The organism is Brachybacterium sp. NPDC056505 (genome assembly GCF_042794925.1).
GTDB classification, from domain to species: Bacteria; Actinomycetota; Actinomycetes; order Actinomycetales; family Dermabacteraceae; genus Brachybacterium; species Brachybacterium kimchii.
Window position 1 is genome coordinate 19810 of sequence record NZ_JBHTSV010000036.1, and the last position, 17196, is coordinate 37005.

Sequence of the window (17196 nt, forward strand, 5' to 3'; positions counted from 1 at the left end):
GAGGGACCCTCGTCCTCCGACCGCCGCGACGCCTGCGCGCCGCGAAGGAGCGCTCGCACATGCACGACGACACCCGCCTCACCGAGGAGCGGATCCGCCGCTTCGTCCGCGACCATCTCGACGGCGGAGGGCGGCGCGAGCAGGTCCCGGTCAGCATCCGCGCCCACGCGCTGCCGGGGGAGCCGGTCCCGCCCGCCGAGGCGATCGCGGCGCTGCCCGAGTACGTCCCCATCGAGGTGGGCCAGAGCTGGGGGCGCGCCTGGTCGACCCTCTGGCTGCACGTCGCAGGCTCCGTGCCCGCGCAGTGGGACCGGCCCGAGGACGTGTGCGAGCTCGTCGTCGACCTCGACTTCACCGGCGGCCCCGGCTTCCAGTCCGAGGCGCTCGTCTTCACCCCGCAGGCCGAGCCCGTCAAGGCCATCAATCCGCTGAACGCGTTCATGACCCTCGCGCCCGGCCAGCGCCTCGACCACTTCCTCGAGTGCGCGGCGAACCCCGACGTCGCGGGCGGCTGGACCTTCGCGCCCACCGACCTCGGCGACCCCGAGACCCTCCCCGGGCGCGAGCTCTACTCGATCCGGGCCCTCCACGTGCAGCGCAGCGACCGACGCATCCGCGCGCTCGCCGAGGACGTGCGCGCGCTCGACGGCCTCATGCGCGAGCTGCCGGGGACCAGCCCCCGTCGGGCCGAGATCCTGCGCGCCCTCGAGGCGGCGCTCGACGCCGCCGACCCTGACGACCTGCCGGGCACGGCCGACGCCGCCCGCGAGGCCCTGCGCCCCGCCCTCGAGCGCCCCGCGCACTCCTCGGCGCTCACCGTGATGGCCACCGGCCACGCCCACATCGACTCGGCCTGGCTGTGGCCCGTGCGCGAGACCGTTCGCAAGTGCGCCCGCACCTTCTCCAACGCGATCGCGCTCATGGACGCCGAGCCCGACTTCACCTTCTCCGTCTCCTCCGCCCAGCAGTACCTGTGGATGAAGGAGCACTACCCGAGCCTGTTCGAGCGGATCCGCGAGAAGGTCGCCGAGGGCCGCTTCGTGCCCGTGGGCGGCATGTGGGTCGAGTCCGACACGAACATGCCCGGGAGCGAGGCGATGGCCCGTCAGTTCGTGGCCGGCAAGCGGTTCTTCCTCGAGGAGTTCGGCGTCGAGACCACGCAGACCTGGCTGCCGGACTCCTTCGGCTACTCGGCGGCGCTCCCGCAGATCGCCGCGCTCGCCGGGCAGCGGGACTTCCTCACCCAGAAGGTCTCCTGGAACCAGACGAACGCCTTCCCGCACCACACCTTCACGTGGGAGGGCCTCGACGGGACGAGCGTCTTCACCCACTTCCCGCCGGCCGACACCTACAACGGCACTCTCGAGCCCTCCGAGCTCGCGTTCCTCGAGCGCAACTTCAAGGAGAAGGGCCGCTCCGACGTCGCGATCGACCTCTTCGGCTTCGGCGACGGGGGCGGCGGCCCCTCCCGCGAGATGATCGAGGCCGGACGCCGCGCGGCCGACCTCGAGGGCTCCCCGAAGGTCGAGTTCGCGAGCCCCGAGGAGTTCTTCTCCCGTGCTCGCGAGAGCTACCCCTCCCCGCCCGTCTGGGCCGGCGAGCTCTACCTCGAGCTGCACCGCGGCACCTACAGCGCGCAGCTCGCGACCAAGCAGGGCAACCGGCGCACCGAGGCGGCCCTGCACCAGGCCGAGCACCTCGCGACCCTCGCCGCCGTGCGCGCGGGCGCCCTCTACCCGCACGACGCGCTCGAGGACATGTGGCACGACGCCCTGCTGCTGCAGTTCCACGACATCCTCCCGGGGTCGGCGATCGCCTGGGTGCACCGCGACGCCGAGCGCAACCACGCCTCGATCCAGGCGCGCGCTGAGCAGGTGTCCCTCGACGCCCTCGCGGCGCTCGCCGGGACCGACGGGGCGGCCGCCGCGGAGGGGACCGGCGGCGCCGACGGGTCGGGCGAGGAGCGCGCCGGGGACGAGATCCTGCTGAACACGGCGCCCGTCACCTCCCGCCGCGGCATCGCGCCCTACTCCGCGGGGCGCCCCGTGCAGGAGACCGAGGGCGTGGCCCTCGTGCGTCGCGGCGAGCGGATCGCCCTGGACAACGGCCTGGTCCGGGCGATCCTCGACGAGCGCGGGGAGATCGTCTCCCTGATCGACAGCGCGAGCGGCCGCGAGGCCATCGCCCCGGGCGACTCCGGTGCCCGCCTGCAGCTGCACCGCGACACCCCCAACGCGTGGGACGCCTGGGACATCGACGCTTTCTACCGTCAGGTGGTGCGTGACCTCGACCGGCCGCTGGCCGTCGAGGTCGACGAGATCGCCGGGGGCGCCCGCGTCACCTACCGGTACTCGACCACTGCGCCCGAGGGGGCGTCGGGCGGCGTCACCGGCGAGGGCAGCGAGATCGTGAAGATCTTCGAGCTGCGCCCCGGCGACCGCGCCCTGCACCTCACGATCGACCTGGACTGGCGCGAGCACCGCAAGGCGCTCAAGCTCGGCTTCGGCCTGGACCTGCGCGCCCCGGTGATGAGCAGCGAGATCCAGTTCGGGCACGTGGACCGCCCCATCCCCGTGAACACCTCCTGGGACGCCGCGCGCTTCGAGACCTGCGCCCATCGCTTCGTGCGCGTCGCCGAGGGCGGGCGCGGCGTCGCGCTGGCCAACGACTCGACCTACGGGCACGACGTGCTGCGCACCGTCCGCGAGGCCGACGGCGGCACCACCACGACGGTGCGGGCCACCCTGGTGCGCTCCCCGCAGTTCCCCGATCCGGGCGCCGACCACGGCGCCTACTCCATGCGCTTCGCACTGCGCCCCGGCGCCGACATGGTCGACGCGATCACGGAGGGATATCGCGCGAACCTCCCCGAGCGCTGGGTCCCCGCAGCCGTCGCCCGGACCGCCGCGCCGCTCGCCCGCATCGAGGGCGCGCCCGGCGTGCTCCTCGAGACGGTGAAGCTCGCCGAGGACCGATCCGGCGACCTCGTGCTGCGCGTCTACGAGTCCCTCGGCGAGCGGGCACGGGCCACGCTCGTGCTCGACGTCCCCGGAGCGGACGGGGGAGCAGGGACGAGGAGAACCGACGTCACCGCCGTCGACCTCCTCGAGCGGCCCTTCGGTCCCGAGGCGCCCGGGCACCTCGCCCCGCTCGTCCGGGGCGCGGAGGACGAGGAGCGCGAGGCCGGCGCGGGGATCCCCCTCGACCTGCGCCCCTTCGAGATCCGCACCCTCCGGGTGGCCCGCGCATGACCGGCTCGTCCGCACCCGCCCGGCCCGCGCGCCCCGCCGTCGCGCCCGTCGGCCGGGTCTTCGCGATCGTGGCTCTCGCGGAGGCCGTCACCTGGGCGGGACTGCTGCTGGGCATGGCCCTGAAGTACGGGCCCGTGGGCACCGAGGCCGGGGTCTGGCTCTTCGGTCGGCTGCACGGCGGAGTCTTCGTCGCCTACGTGGTGATGGTGGTCGTCGCCGCCGTGGTGCTGCGCTGGAGGTGGTGGGTGGCCCTGCTGGCCCTGGTCTGCTCGATCCCACCGCTGGTGACCGTGCCGCTGGAGATCTGGCTGCGCCGCACCGGCCGACTCGCCCGTCGGGGCATGTTCACCTCCGCGTCATCGGGAGGGCCCCTCTCCCAGGATGACACCGATACGCTGGTGGACGTCGATCCCGCACCCTGACCAGGAGGTTCCCTGCCATGAAGATCGTCGTCGCCGGCGGAGACGGATTCTGCGGCTGGCCCACGGCCCTGTACCTCTCGCAGAAGGGGCACGAGGTCACGATCGTGGACTCCCTGGTGCGCCGCGAGATCGACACCGAGCTGGGGTCGAACTCGATGACGCCGATCCTCCCGCTCGACGAGCGCGTGGCCGCCTGGAAGGAGGTCTCCGGGAAGGACATCGACGTGGTGATCGGCGACCTCACCGACTACGACGACGTCACCCGGGTGGTCACCGAGAAGCAGCCCGAGGCCTTCGTCCACTTCGCCGAGCACCGCAGCGCGCCGTACTCGATGATCGATCGTGAGCACGCGATCGAGAACCACCGCAACAACGTCACCGGCACCCTCAACGTGCTGTGGGCGATCAAGGACCTCGCGCCCGACTGCCACCTCGTCAAGCTCGGCACCATGGGCGAGTACGGCCAGCCCAACATCGACATCGAGGAGGGCTGGATCGAGATCGAGCACAAGGGCCGCAAGGACCGCCTGCCGTTCCCCAAGGCCCCGGGCTCCTTTTACCACCTCACCAAGGTGCACGACAGCGACAACATCATGTTCGCCTGCCGCATCTGGGGCGTGCGCGCAACCGACCTCAACCAGGGCGTCGTCTACGGCCTCGACACCGACGAGACCCGCCTGGACCCGCGCCTGGCCAACCGCTTCGACTACGACGCGGTGTTCGGCACGGCCCTGAACCGCTTCCTCATCCAGGCCGCGATCGGCCACGACCTCACGGTCTACGGCGGCGGCTCGCAGACCCGCGGCTACCTCAACATCGCCGACACCGTGCGCTGCATCGAGATCGCCTGCGAGAACCCCGCCGAGCGCGGCGAGTTCCGCGTGTTCAACCAGTTCACCGAGTCCTTCAGCGTCCAGGACCTCGCCGAGAAGGTGCAGCGCGTGGCCCGCGAGCAGGGCATCGAGGTGGGCATCGACCACCTCGAGAACCCGCGCGTGGAGAAGTACGACCACTACTACAACGCGGTCAACACGAACCTGCTCTCGCTGGGCCTGGAGCCGCACCTGCTGACCGACGAGGTCCTCGCCGAGATCCTCGCCGTCGCCCGCGCGAACTCCGACCGGGTGAAGGACGAGCTGGTCCTGCCCACCGTCACCTGGAAGTGACCGCGACGGCGTGAGGATCGCGATCGTCACCGAGACGTTCCTGCCCTCGGTCGACGGCGTGGTGACCCGGCTGCGCCACGCCGTCGAGCGCTCCGTCGACCTCGGCCACGAGGTGCTCGTGATCGCCCCCGACCTGGGCGTGACCGAGCACCACGGGGCCCGCGTCGTCGGCATGAGGCCGGTGACGCTGCCGTTCTACAAGCACCGCCGCTTCACCCTGCCCAACCCCACCGTCGACGGGGTGATCCGCGGGTTCCACCCGGACGTCGTCCACGCTGCCCAGCCGCTGCTGCTGGCCTCCTCGGGCGCGTACGCAGCGCATCGCCAGCGGATCCCGCTGGTCGCGAGCTATCACACGCACATCCCCCGCTACCTGGACCTCTACCGGGCCTGGAAGTGGTCGAAGCCGCTCATCTGGTGGCAGATCCGGCGCAACCACGCGCTCGCCGACGTCAACATCGCGACCTCGCAGACCATGCGCGACGAGCTCGCCGGGCAGGGCCTGGCGAACCTCCACGTGCTGCGCCGCGGCGTGGACACCGCGCAGTTCCATCCCCGCTTCGCCGCGCACGAGGTGCGCGAGCGCCTCACGGACGGGCACCCGGAGAAGAAGCTGCTGGTGTTCGTCGGGCGCCTCGCCGCGGAGAAGGAGATCCAGCGCCTGCGCGCCATGATGGACCGACGGGACGACGTGGCCCTCGCGATCGTCGGCGACGGCCCGTTCCGCGGCGAGCTCGAGCGGATCTTCGCGGGCACCTCGACGCTGTTCCCCGGCTTCCTCGAGGGGGAGGACCTGGCCGCCGCCTTCGCGAGCGCCGACGCCTTCGTCTTCCCCTCGGTCACCGAGACCCTGGGGCTCGTGATCCTCGAGGGCATGGCCTCGGGCCTGCCCGTGGTCGCCGCCCGCTCGGGGCCGACGATGGAGCAGGTCACCGACGGGGTCGACGGACTGCTCTTCGACGCGGGGGACGAGGCGAGCCTCGATCGCGCCCTCGACCGCCTCGCCGACCCGGAGCAGGCGGCCTCGATCCGACGCGCCGCGCGCGCCGAGGCCGAGGAGTTCTCCTGGGAGAACGCGTCGGACGACCTGCTGCGCCTCTACGAGCTCGCCATCGCGGAGCACGGCTCGCGCCTCTGAGCATGCGAACGGCCCGGCCCCGCAGGTGCGGGACCGGGCCGATCGGGTGACCGGGCGCCGTCGGCCGAGGGCCGACGTGCGCGGGATCAGCGGAAGGTGACGAACCCGGTCGGGTTGCCCCAGATCGCGCGCTCGACGACCTTCTGCTGGGAGCCGGAGGCGTCGATGATCTGGCCGTTGCCGGCGTAGATCGCGACGTGGCCCGGGTAGGTGACGATGTCGCCGGGCTGGGCCTCCGACTGCGAGATCGACTTCCCCTGGGCAGCGATCTCGCCGCTCGTGCGCGGGATGTCGATGCCGGCCTGCTCGTAGGCGTAGTTCACGAGGCCCGAGCAGTCCATGCCGCTGAGCGAGGAGCCGCCCCAGGAGTACGGGGTGCCGAGCGCGGAGCGGGCCGCGCTGACGATCTCGTTGTCGCCGCTGGAGCTCGCGCTCGCCGGGACCGAGGTGGAGCCCGCGGAGGAGCCGTAGGACGGCAGCTCGCTGGACTGGCTCGAGGTGGTCGAGGACTGGCTGGTGGTGCCGACCTCGTCGCTGCCGGCCAGGTCCAGGTCGTTGGCGTTGGCGGCGCCGCCGGTGAAGGCGGTGCCGGCCAGGACGGTGCCCAGCAGGGCGGCCCCGCCGAGGGTGCGGGCGGCGCGGCTGGTGCTGGTCAGGGGGGTGACGGCGCGGCCGGTGGCGCGGTGCGTGTTCTTCAGTGCCATGGTCTCGGTGCGTTCCTTCCGACCTCGGGTGCGAGGATCGTGATGCTGTGCGGGGGTCGTACGAGGAGGACCGGGAGCGGGGGCTCCGATCGCTGCCTGCGATGTGCCACCACCGTAGGAACGGCGCGAGGGCGATCTGAAGGCGTTTGGACGAGCCACCGACGAGGGTTGACGGGACCTTGACGCGCGCCCGGGGCGAGGTGACCGGGAGGTGACGCGCATTGACGCACTCGCGGGGTCTGCGCCACATCGCCGGGAACTGCCTGCACGGATGCGGAGGATGCCCCGGGAATCGGGCACGGACCGCGCCACGCGCGCGCCCCGCGCGCTTCACGAGCGCTGGGGGCCTCGAATGTGTCCGCTTATGACATCGAGGTGGCATGCGCGGGTCGCGGATGCCCATGATGCCGGGCATGACCACCACTGTGCCCGCCGACGCCCGTGCGCGCCGCGCCGCGAGCCCGAGCGGCGGGAGTCCGCGCGGCGAGAGCCCGATCGACGCCGACCCGAGCGCCGAGCGAGGGGCTCTGCGCCTCGCGGGCGTCGGCCGCGTCTTCGGGCCCGCCGAGGTCCTGCGAGGCCTCGACCTCGAGGTCCGCGCCGGGGAGATCCTCGCCGTCATCGGCCCCTCCGGATGCGGCAAGTCGACCCTGCTGCGCCTGGTCGCGGGCCTGGACGCTCCGAGCGCGGGCGGGATCCGCCTGGGCGGGACCACGATCCGCGGCGTCGACGAGTCCACGGCCGTCGCCTTCCAGGAGCCGCGCCTGCTGCCCTGGCGCACCCTCGAGGCGAACGTCGCCCTGGGCCTCCCGCGCGGCACCGCGCGGGCCGAGGGGCGCGAGCGCGTGCGCCACCTGCTGCAGCTCGTCGGCCTCGAGCACGCCGCGTCCCAGCGTCCGCGCGAGGTCTCCGGCGGCATGGCGCAGCGCGCCTCCCTCGCCCGGGCCCTCGCCCGCGGACCCGAGGTGCTCCTGCTCGACGAGCCCTTCGGGGCGCTCGACGCCCTCACCCGGCTGCGCATGCAGGATCTCCTGCTCGAGATCCACGCCGCCGAGCCCACCACCGTCCTCGTCGTCACCCACGACGTCGAGGAGGCGCTGTTCCTCGCCGACCGCGTCGTCCAGCTGCGCACCCTGCGCCGCGCCGCGCCCGAGGAGGGCTCGATCGCCCGCGTGATCGACGTGCCCAGCCCGCGCCCGCGGGACCGCGCCGACGCCGCCCTCGCCGCCCTGCGCAGCGAGCTGCTCGACGGGCTCGGCGTCCCCAGCCACCACGGCCCGACCACGCGCCCCACGACCTCCCGCCCCACGACCCCCGAGGACCACGCATGACCCGCACCGCACGCACCCTCAGCCGCCGCGGCGCCCTCGCGCTCGGCGCGGCCGCCGCCCCGCTCGCCCTCGCCGGCTGCGTGGCGGGGGAGAACGCCCGGAAGGACAGCGCGGGAGGCGGCGGCTCGGGCGACTGGTCGCTGACCGAGCTCACGATCGACTTCGCGACCTACAACCCGCTCAGCCTGGTCATCAAGGACCAGGGCATCCTCGAGGACGCCCTCGGCGACGGCGTGAAGGTCACGTGGGTGCAGTCGGCCGGATCCAACAAGGCCAACGAGTTCCTGCGCTCGGGCTCCGCCCACGTCGCCTCGACGGCCGGCTCCGCCGCGCTGCTCGCGCGTGCGAACGGCTCGCCCATCAAGGTCATCGACATCTATTCCCAGCCCGAGTGGTCGGCTCTCGTCGGCCCGAAGGGCACCGACCTCAAGGACCCCGCGGACCTCGCGGGACGATCGGTCGCCGCCACCAAGGGCACCGACCCCTACTTCTTCCTCGTCCAGGCCCTCGACACCGCGGGCCTCACGGTCAAGGACGTCGAGATCCAGGCCCTCCAGCACGCCGACGGCCGCTCCGCCCTCGACGGCGGCTCCGTGGACGCCTGGTCCGGGCTCGACCCGATCATGGCCGCCGCCGAGGCCGAGAGCGGCGACGTCCTCTTCTACCGCAACGTCGACTTCAACACCTACGGATTCCTCAACGCCACCGAGGACTTCATCGAGGACCACGCCGACGTCGCCCAGGCCGTCGTCGACGCCTACGAGAAGGCCCGCAGCTGGGCGCTCGAGAACCTCGAGGGCACCGCGAAGCTCCTCGCCCAGGTCGCCGGCATCGACGAGAAGATCGCGAGCACCGTGATCACCGAGCGCTCGAACCTCGACGTCAGCGGCGTGCCGGGCAAGGACCAGACCTCCGTCCTCGAGAAGATCGCCCCCGTGCTCGGCGCATCCGGCGACGTCCAGGGCGGGGAGGACGCCGTGACGAAGGCGCTTGAGAGCATCGTCCACGACGCCTTCGCGACGAAGGCCACGAGCAAGTGAGCAGCGCGACCGCCGTCAGCGAGCTCGGCATCTCGCACGTCGAGAGCACCGCGGGGCCCCGTCGCGGCGGATGGCCGCGCCGTATCGCCCTCGGCGCCCTGGTCCCGCTGCTGATCCTCGTCGCCTGGGAGGTCGTCACCGCGACCGGCCTCGTGCCCGCCTACCGCCTGCCCGGGCCCCTTGCCGTGCTGCGCGCCGCCGGGGAGCTGCAGGCCGCCGGCGAGCTCTGGCTGCACGTCGCGATCTCGGTGCAGCGCGTCCTCATCGGCTTCGCGATCGGCTCCGTCGCGGGGCTCGCCGTCGCCTCCCTCGTGGGCCTCAGCCGCACGGCCGACGCCCTGCTGGGCCCGCTCCTCGCGGCCCTGCGCGCCGTCCCCTCGCTCGCCTGGGTGCCGCTGCTGATCCTCTGGATGCAGATCGGCGAGACCTCGAAGATCACGCTGATCGCGATCGGCGCCTTCTTCCCTGTCCTCACCACGGTCTCCTCCGCGCTGCGGCACACGGACCCGCAGCTCGTGGAGGCGGGGCGCGCATTCGGACTGCGCGGCCTCTCGCTGCTGCGCACCGTGCAGCTGCCCGCCGCCGTCCCCGCGGTGATCTCCGGCCTCCGCCTCGCCCTCGCGCAGTCCTGGCTGTTCCTCGTCGCCGCCGAGCTCATCGCCTCCTCGATGGGGCTGGGCTTCCTGCTGAACGACTCCCAGCAGAACGGCCGCGTGGACCGGATCCTGCTGACCATCGTGCTGCTCGCCCTGCTGGGCACCGCCACCAATGCCCTGCTCGGGCTCGTCGAGAAGAAGCTCCTGAGGAGGTGGGCATGACGACCGCCCCGACCGCGCCCGAGGCCCGACTGGTCGAGAACCGCAGCTTCCCGCCGCTCGCCGCCTTCGCCGCCCAGGCGAACGTCGGCCCCGAGGCGTACGACCGCGCCGATGCCGACCCCGTCGGCTTCTGGGAGGAGGCCGCGCGCCGCCTCGAGTGGCGCACCCCCTGGCACACCGCGCTCGACTGGGCGCCGCCCGCGCTCGACCCCGCGACCGGCGAGCTCAGCGTGCCCCGAGCCCGCTGGTTCGAGGGCGGCACCCTCAACGTCGCCGAGAACTGCGTGGACCGCCACGTGCGCGCCGGGCGCGGCGACAAGGTCGCCCTGCACGTCGAGGGCGAGCGCGGCGACCGCCTCGCCGTCACCTACGAGGACCTCCAGGAGCGCGTCTCACGCGCCGCCAACGCCCTCGAATCGCTCGGCGTCGGCCCGGGCGACCGCGTCGTCATCTATCTGCCGGTGATTCTCGAGACCGTCGTCATCACCCTCGCCTGCGCCCGCATCGGCGCCGTGCACTCCCTGGTCTTCGGCGGATTCAGCGCCGAGGCCGTGCGCTTCCGCCTCCAGGACACCGGCGCGAAGCTGCTGGTCACCTCCGACGGCCAGTTCCGCCGCGGCAAGGCCGTCGAGGTCAAGTCCGCGGCCGACGAGGCAGCCGCCGACCTCCCCGATCTCGAGCACGTGCTGGTGGTGCGCCGCACCGGCCAGGAGATCGCCTGGACCAGCGGCCGCGACCTCTGGTGGGACGAGACCGTGGACCCCGCGAGCCCCGTCCACGAGCCCCGCGCCTTCGACGCCGAGCACCCGCTGTTCATCATCTACACCTCCGGCACGACCGGGAAGCCCAAGGGCCTCGTCCACACCGGCGGCGGCTACCTCGCGCACGCGGCCTGGGCCCACTGGGCTCACTTCGACGCCAAGGAGGACGACGTCCACTGGTGCACCGCGGACCTCGCCTGGGTCACCGCCCACACCTACGAGATCTACGGTCCGCTCGCCAACGGACTCACCCAGGTCATCTACGAGGGAACCCCGGACACCCCGCACCGCGAGCGCCACCTCGAGATCATCGAGCGCTACGGCGTGACCGTCTACTACACGGCCCCCACACTCATCCGTACCTTCATGTCCTGGTTCGGCGAGCAGCTGCCCGCCGGCCACGACCTGAGCTCGCTGCGCCTGCTGGGCACCGTGGGGGAGTCCATCAACCCTGAGGCCTGGGTGTGGTTCCGCCGCACCTTCGGCCGCGACGAGCTGCCCATCGTGGACACCTGGTGGCAGTCGGAGACGGGCGCCGCCATGGTCGCCCCGCTGCCCGGCGCGACCACGCTGAAGCCCGGCTCGGCGACCCGCGCACTGCCCGGCATCGACGTCGCCGTCGTCGACGAGGAGGGCCGCGAGGTCGAGCCCGGCCGCGCCGGCGCGCTCGTCGTCCGTCGGCCCTGGCCCGGCATGGCCCGCACCGTCTGGGGCGACCCCGAGCGCTACCGCGACTCCTACTGGCGCGCCCACGCCGGCCGCGGCGAGCACGGCGGCTTCTACCTCGCCGGGGACAGCGCGAGCATCGACGCCGACGGCTGCCTGTGGGTGCTGGGTCGGCTCGACGACGTCGTCAACGTCTCCGGGCACCGCCTCTCCACCATCGAGATCGAGTCCGCGCTGGTCGCCGATCCCGCCGTCGCCGAGGCCGGTGTCGCGGGCGTCGCCGACCCCGTCACCGGCCAGGCCGTCGCCGCCTTCGTGACGGCGAGCGAGGGCGGATCGACGACCGACGGGGCCCGGTCCGACGGAGCGACGCCCGACGGGGCGACGCCCGACGGGATCGACGCTGCCCGGCTGCGCGCCCTCGCCGCCCGGGAGATCGGCCCCATCGCCAAGCCGCGCCACGTGCTCGAGGTCGCCGACCTGCCCAAGACCCGCTCCGGCAAGATCATGCGCCGCCTGCTCGCGGACCTCGTGCACGCCGAGCGGGACCGTCGAGCGGGCCGCACGGCGGCGCCCCTGGGCGACGTCACCTCGCTCCAGAACCCCGATGCGGTCGACGCCGTCGGCCGCACCCTGGAAGGCCTGCCCGCGGATCACCCGCTCCTGGCAGGCTGACCCGGGCCGCCCGACCCGACCTGACCGCCCGACCCGACCGCCCGCACCGATCACCACAGGAGGTCACCATGACCACGACCGTCCCCGCCTCCAGCTTCGAGACGCCGCTGAAGTTCGCCTACTGGGTGCCCAACGTCTCCGGCGGCCTCGTCGTCTCCACGATCGAGCAGCGCACCGACTGGCAGCTGCCCTACAACTCCGCCCTCGCGAAGACCGCCGAGGACTCGGGCTTCGAGTACGCCCTCACCCAGACCCGCTACGCCGCGAGCTACGGCGCCGCGCAGCAGCACGAGGCCTCCGCCTTCAGCCTCGCCCTGCTCGGCGCGACCGAGCGCCTGCGCGTCATCGCCGCCTTCCACCCGGGCATGTGGCACCCGGGCGTGCTCGCCAAGTGGCTGATCACCGCCGACCACCTCTCGGGCGGCCGCGCCGCCGTCAACATCGTCTCCGGCTGGCTGAAGGACGAGTTCACCGGCTTCGGCCTGCCCTGGCTCGACCACGACGAGCGCTACGTGCGCACCGAGGAGTTCATCAGCGCCCTACGCGGCCTGCTCACCGAGGAGGGCTACTCGCAGGACGGGAAGTACTACTCGATCGACGACTTCAACCTCTCCCCGAAGCCCGTCGACGTCCCCGGCCGCCCCCACCCCGAGATCTTCTTCGGCGGCAACTCGACGGCCGCGCAGAAGGCCGCCGGCCACGTCGCCGACTGGTACTTCTCCAACGGCCGCGACCTCGAGGGCTACCAGGGCAACGTCGAGGGCGTGCTGGCCTCCGCGGCCGAGGTCGGCCGCAGCCCCCGCTTCGGCCTCAACGGCTTCGTGATCGCCCGCGACTCCCGGAAGGAGGCCGAGGAGACCCTGCGCGAGATCGTCGCCAAGGCCCACCGCCCGGCCGTCGAGGGCTTCGCCCAGTCCGTCAAGGAGGCCGGGCAGTCCACGGCCGACGGCAAGGGCATGTGGTCCGACTCCTCCTTCGAGGACCTCGTGCAGTACAACGACGGCTTCAAGACCCGCCTGATCGGCACCCCCGAGGAGATCGCCGAGCGCATCGTCGCGTACAAGGAGATCGGGGTGAACCTGCTGCTGACCTGCTACCTCCACTTCACCGAGGAGGTCGCCGCCTTCGGCCGGGACGTGATGCCGATCGTCCGCGAGCTCGAGAAGGACCTCGCCCGCAAGCACGGCACCGAGCTCGACGCCTCCCAGATCCCCGACGTCCCCGGCGTGAGCGCCGAGGCCGCCACCGCCTCGGCCGATGCGACCCTCCCGTCGACCGCGGCGGCCTCGTCGGCCGATGAGGAGGAGGCTGCGTGAGCGAGGAGCGCACCTTCGGGTTCCGCACCCGCGCCCTGCACGCCGGCGGCACGCCGGATGCCGTGCACGGCGCCCGCGCGGTGCCGATCTACCAGAGCACCTCGTTCGTCTTCGACGACGCGACCGACGCCGCGACCCTGTTCGCCCTGCAGAAGTACGGCAACATCTACTCGCGCATCGGCAACCCCACGGTCGCGGCCTTCGAGGAGCGCGTCGCCTCGCTCGAGGGCGGCATCGGAGCGGTCGCCACGGCCTCCGGGATGAGCGCCGAGTTCATCACCTTCGCGGCCCTCGCCGGCGCGGGCGACCACATCGTCGCCTCCGCCCAGCTCTACGGCGGCACGGTCACCCAGCTCGACGTCACCCTGCGCCGCTTCGGCGTGGAGACCACCTTCGTCCCCTCCTCGGACGCCGCGGACTATGCGGCGGCGATCCGGCCGGAGACCAAGGCCGTCTACGTCGAGATCATCGGCAACCCGTCGGGGGAGATCGCCGACCTCGAGGCGCTCGCCGAGGTCGCGCACACCGCGGACGTGCCGCTCGTGGTCGACGCGACGCTCGCGACCCCGTACCTCGTGCGGCCCCTCGAGCACGGCGCCGACATCGTCATCCACTCCGCCACGAAGTTCCTGGGCGGACACGGCACGACGCTGGGCGGCGTCGTCGTGGAGTCCGGCCGCTTCGACTGGGGCAACGGCAAGTTCCCCGCGATGACCGAGCCCGTCGCGAGCTACGGCGGCCTCAGCTGGTGGGGCAACTTCGGCGAGTACGGCTTCCTCACCAAGCTGCGCTCCGAGCAGCTGCGCGACATCGGTCCCTCGCTCAGCGCGCAGTCCGCCTTCCAGCTGCTCCAGGGCGTCGAGACGCTCCCGCAGCGCATCGACGCCCACCTCGCGAACGCCCGTGCGGTCGCGACCTGGCTGGACGAGGACCCGCGCGTCGCGTACGTGACCTGGGCGGGGCTCCCGGACCACCCGCACCACGAGCGCGCGGAGAAGTACCTGCCGCTCGGCCCGGGCTCGGTCTTCGCCTTCGGCGTGAAGCCGACGGGCGACTTCGCGAGCGACGAGGAGGAGGCCGCCGCGGCCCGCGCCACCGGCGAGGCGGTGATCGGGAACCTGCAGCTCGCCTCGCACCTCGCGAACATCGGCGACGCCCGCACGCTCGTGATCCACTCGGCCTCGACCACCCACCAGCAGCTCAGCCCCGAGCAGCTGCTCGCGGGAGGCGTGGCACCGGACCTGATCCGGATCTCGGTCGGGCTCGAGGACCCCGAGGACATCCTCTGGGACCTCGACCAGGCCATCACGACGGCGACGGGAGTGGAGCGATGAGCGCGGAGAAGGACGGCGCAGGGCAGACGGCACGGACCTGGGTCGGGCCCACGGCCCCGCAGCGGCTCGGGATCCTGCGGCGCACGCGGTCCGTCGCGATCGTCGGCGCCTCGACGAACCCCTCCCGGGCCAGCTACTTCGTGGCGACCTACCTGCTCTCGAGCTCCCCGTACGACGTGTACTTCGTGAACCCCCGCGCGACGGAGATCCTCGGGCAGCCGGCCTACGCCTCGCTCGCCGACCTGCCCGTGGTGCCCGACGTGGTCGACGTGTTCCGCCGCCACGACGACCTCCCCGACGTGGCCCGAGAGGCCGTCGAGGTGGGCGCGAAGACCCTCTGGCTGCAGCTGGGCTCCTGGAACGAGGAGGCCGCCGCCATCGCCGAGGAGGGCGGACTCGACGTGGTCATGGACCGCTGCCTGAAGATCGAGCACGCCCGCTTCCACGGCGGTCTGCACCTCGCCGGCTTCGACACCGGGGAGATCACCTCGAAGAAGCAGCGGCTCGCGCGGTAGGCGCGGGCGCGGCGCCCGGAGGCGCGGTGCCCCGAGGCGTGGTGCCCCGAGGCGCGGTGCCGGAAGGCGCCCGCGTCGCGCTGGACGCAATGGACGACGGCCGGTTCCCCGGATGGGGGACCGGCCGTCGTCGGGCGTGGGGAGCGGTCGATGGGGCGGGGTGGGACTCGGCGCGGTGGGGACCGGCGCGGCGGGGCTGCCGGCGTGGCGAGGAACCCAGGCCGCTCTCGCATGGGGGTGGGCCATTCGGGGGCGTGGGGTGTGGGTGAGAGGTGTTTTGTCGTGGATGTGTTTGTGGAGAAGTGGGGGTTGTGGAGGAACGGATAAAGTTTTCCACAGATTCTCCCGGGCATCTTGTGGTGTCCGTTTCGTCGGGTATTCTTGGGGTATAGAACTTCAGGCCTGATGGAGGGGAGGGGGAATCGTGCTCGCGAATGGTGATGCGCTCGGTGATGGCGATGATTCCCTCACGCCTGAACATGATGAGTTTGTGTCGGAATCCGCGACCGCTCAGAGTGCCTCTGAATCTTCGGGGTCGGGTCGTCCTCCGAAGGCGGCATGCGGTCCGCGTCCGCGGACGCCTCTGTCGCGGGAGACTCTGGCTGAGCGGACGTTCGCGGTGGAGGGCCCTGACTTGTCGGAGGAGCTCCAGGGGATTTGGGATCTCGCGGTCCGGGAGTCGCAGCTCGCGGCGGAGTTGATGCGGCGTCTCGCGCCGTTGTGGGTGGATCGGGATGCGGTGGGTGCGCTGTCGCATGAGGGTGATGTGGAGGATGCGCAGGCGGCGGTGGCGCTGCGCACGACGACCACGGTGTCCTATGGGCAGATCCGTGACGCCCACGAGGCGCTGACTCTGTTCCCGTTGTTGTTCGCGCGGGTGGAAGCGGGGGAGCTGCCGGCCGAGTGGCTGCGCCGGGTGATCCACCGGTCCCGTGACCTGCCGGAGGAGGACCGGAAGGGTTTGGATCGGGTGATGGGTGGTTGGGAGTTCGGGGTGACTCCGGAGACGTTCCGCCGCCTGCTGGGCGAGCTGATCACCTGGTTCACCTCACTCCTGGACCTCTCGCCGGTGGAGCGGGCGCAGAAGCGGCGGCATCTCGCGGCCCCGGTGGTGGGTGTGGATGGGACGGCGTCGTTGACGGTGACGGGTCCGGTCCCGGAGATCCTCGCGTTCGCCCAGTCCCTGGATGCCGCGGCGGGGACGTTGCAGGCTGCCCAGCGTCACGCCCTCGACGATGACGAAGAGGTTCCGTTCGATGAGGACGGGACCGTGCGCGCGTCGGGGAAGCCGATGACTCGTGGCCGCCTGCGGTATGAGGCGTTGCTGCGGGGTGAGGTGAACACGGACGGGCGCGAGGTGGCGGCGGCGCGGTTCGCGATCCTGGTGACCATCCCGTTCCTGACCCTGCTCGGCCAGAGCGAGGCGCCGGCACTGCTCGAGGGGAAGCATCCGATCCCCGCAGGCATGGCACGCGAGCTCGCGGGAGACTGCCCGGAGTGGATGCGGATCCTGACCGATCCCGTCACGGGCGCTTTTCTGCCGTTGCCGCCGGAGCGGTATCGCCCGAGTGCGCAGATGGTGACGCATTTGCGGCTGCGGGGTCCGGAGTGTTCCGTCCCGGGGTGTGGGCGGGCGAGTTGTCGTGGGGTGGAGGTGGATCATATTGAGGAATTCGATCATGATCATCCCGGGCAGGGTGGGGCCACGGAGATCGAGAATCTTCATGTGTTGTGCTGGTCGCATCATCAGGTGAAAACCGCCCGTGATATCGACCCGGTCAGACTCCGCGATGACGGTAAACCATCGAGCGGTGCAACGGAACGTGGTAATGATGGTGGGGTGAACCATGGCGGGAGTCCGTCGAGCCCCGTGGACCCGGGCATCCCTGTGTCCCGCACGCGGGGTCGCACGCACTGGTCCCTCGGGGGAGCGGTCGAGCTGACCGTGGAGGACGAGGGCGATCGAGCCTGTCAATCTGTCTGTGTAAGTGGTGGTGTTCAGAGGTAGGGGTTGATGCGGTCGGGGTAGGCGGCTGCGAGCTGGGCGAGGGCCTGTTTC

At 72.2% G+C, this 17196-nt stretch carries 13 protein-coding genes; 12 read left to right on the forward strand and 1 reads right to left on the reverse strand.

What is annotated here, in order from left to right; all coding sequences use genetic code 11:
• The first annotated feature begins 59 nt into the window (after nt 1–59).
• The 4 genes from ACFQ53_RS14735 to ACFQ53_RS14750 are packed head-to-tail and all read left to right on the forward strand — an operon-like array spanning nt 60 to nt 5977.
• Complete coding sequence (locus ACFQ53_RS14735) at nt 60–3251, forward strand: alpha-mannosidase (protein WP_377860948.1); 3192 nt, start codon at nt 60–62, stop codon at nt 3249–3251.
• A complete protein-coding gene (locus ACFQ53_RS14740; RefSeq protein WP_377860950.1) occupies nt 3248–3673 on the forward strand; it encodes a DUF3817 domain-containing protein in 426 nt (141 codons plus the stop codon). The genes ACFQ53_RS14735 and ACFQ53_RS14740 overlap by 4 nt, the downstream gene beginning before the upstream one ends.
• 17 nt (nt 3674–3690) lie before the next feature.
• Nucleotides 3691–4839, forward strand: a complete 1149-nt coding sequence (locus ACFQ53_RS14745; protein ID WP_249478757.1) for an NAD-dependent epimerase/dehydratase family protein — start codon at nt 3691–3693, stop codon at nt 4837–4839.
• Between the two features lie 10 nt (nt 4840–4849).
• Nucleotides 4850–5977, forward strand: a complete 1128-nt coding sequence (locus ACFQ53_RS14750) for a glycosyltransferase (protein ID WP_377860953.1) — start codon at nt 4850–4852, stop codon at nt 5975–5977.
• A gap of 86 nt (nt 5978–6063) precedes the next feature.
• Here the strand turns inward: ACFQ53_RS14750 and ACFQ53_RS14755 are convergent, their stop codons facing one another.
• Complete coding sequence (locus ACFQ53_RS14755) at nt 6064–6681, reverse strand: C40 family peptidase (RefSeq protein WP_377860955.1); 618 nt, start codon at nt 6679–6681, stop codon at nt 6064–6066.
• Nucleotides 6682–7094: 413 nt separating this feature from the next.
• Between ACFQ53_RS14755 and ACFQ53_RS14760 the strand changes: the two genes are divergently transcribed.
• From ACFQ53_RS14760 to ACFQ53_RS14795, 8 genes are all read left to right on the forward strand, one after another.
• Complete coding sequence (locus ACFQ53_RS14760) at nt 7095–8012, forward strand: ABC transporter ATP-binding protein (protein ID WP_377860957.1); 918 nt, start codon at nt 7095–7097, stop codon at nt 8010–8012.
• On the forward strand, nt 8009–9052 hold the full coding sequence (locus ACFQ53_RS14765; protein ID WP_377860959.1) for an aliphatic sulfonate ABC transporter substrate-binding protein: 1044 nt from the start codon (nt 8009–8011) through the stop codon (nt 9050–9052). Before ACFQ53_RS14760 ends, ACFQ53_RS14765 begins: the two co-directional genes overlap by 4 nt.
• On the forward strand, nt 9049–9870 hold the full coding sequence (locus ACFQ53_RS14770) for an ABC transporter permease (RefSeq protein ID WP_377860961.1): 822 nt from the start codon (nt 9049–9051) through the stop codon (nt 9868–9870). The genes ACFQ53_RS14765 and ACFQ53_RS14770 overlap by 4 nt, the downstream gene beginning before the upstream one ends.
• Complete coding sequence (gene acs / locus ACFQ53_RS14775; protein ID WP_377860963.1) at nt 9867–11972, forward strand: acetate--CoA ligase; 2106 nt, start codon at nt 9867–9869, stop codon at nt 11970–11972. The genes ACFQ53_RS14770 and acs overlap by 4 nt, the downstream gene beginning before the upstream one ends.
• A gap of 68 nt (nt 11973–12040) precedes the next feature.
• Nucleotides 12041–13288 carry a dimethylsulfone monooxygenase SfnG gene (gene sfnG / locus ACFQ53_RS14780; protein ID WP_377860965.1) on the forward strand — a complete coding sequence of 416 codons (1248 nt, stop codon included), beginning with the start codon at nt 12041–12043 and terminating at the stop codon, nt 13286–13288.
• Nucleotides 13285–14622 carry an O-acetylhomoserine aminocarboxypropyltransferase/cysteine synthase family protein gene (locus tag ACFQ53_RS14785; protein ID WP_377860967.1) on the forward strand — a complete coding sequence of 446 codons (1338 nt, stop codon included), beginning with the start codon at nt 13285–13287 and terminating at the stop codon, nt 14620–14622. Before sfnG ends, ACFQ53_RS14785 begins: the two co-directional genes overlap by 4 nt.
• Nucleotides 14619–15137 (forward strand): CoA-binding protein, encoded by a 519-nt coding sequence (locus ACFQ53_RS14790; RefSeq protein ID WP_377860969.1) that lies wholly within the window; start codon nt 14619–14621, stop codon nt 15135–15137. The genes ACFQ53_RS14785 and ACFQ53_RS14790 overlap by 4 nt, the downstream gene beginning before the upstream one ends.
• A gap of 634 nt (nt 15138–15771) precedes the next feature.
• Nucleotides 15772–17145 carry an HNH endonuclease signature motif containing protein gene (locus ACFQ53_RS14795; RefSeq protein WP_377860971.1) on the forward strand — a complete coding sequence of 458 codons (1374 nt, stop codon included), beginning with the start codon at nt 15772–15774 and terminating at the stop codon, nt 17143–17145.
• Nucleotides 17146–17196: the final 51 nt, after the last annotated feature.

What these genes read in the sequence shown, in the direction of transcription:
- ACFQ53_RS14735 (WP_377860948.1), top strand. Translation starts at nt 60, where the DNA reads ATGCACGACGACACCCGCCTCACCGAGGAGCGGATCCGCCGCTTCGTC.
- ACFQ53_RS14740 (WP_377860950.1), top strand. Translation starts at nt 3,248, where the DNA reads ATGACCGGCTCGTCCGCACCCGCCCGGCCCGCGCGCCCCGCCGTCGCG.
- ACFQ53_RS14745 (WP_249478757.1), top strand. Translation starts at nt 3,691, where the DNA reads ATGAAGATCGTCGTCGCCGGCGGAGACGGATTCTGCGGCTGGCCCACG.
- ACFQ53_RS14755 (WP_377860955.1), bottom strand. Translation starts at nt 6,681, where the DNA reads ATGGCACTGAAGAACACGCACCGCGCCACCGGCCGCGCCGTCACCCCC.
- ACFQ53_RS14760 (WP_377860957.1), top strand. Translation starts at nt 7,095, where the DNA reads ATGACCACCACTGTGCCCGCCGACGCCCGTGCGCGCCGCGCCGCGAGC.
- ACFQ53_RS14765 (WP_377860959.1), top strand. Translation starts at nt 8,009, where the DNA reads ATGACCCGCACCGCACGCACCCTCAGCCGCCGCGGCGCCCTCGCGCTC.
- acs (WP_377860963.1), top strand. Translation starts at nt 9,867, where the DNA reads ATGACGACCGCCCCGACCGCGCCCGAGGCCCGACTGGTCGAGAACCGC.
- sfnG (WP_377860965.1), top strand. Translation starts at nt 12,041, where the DNA reads ATGACCACGACCGTCCCCGCCTCCAGCTTCGAGACGCCGCTGAAGTTC.
- ACFQ53_RS14790 (WP_377860969.1), top strand. Translation starts at nt 14,619, where the DNA reads ATGAGCGCGGAGAAGGACGGCGCAGGGCAGACGGCACGGACCTGGGTC.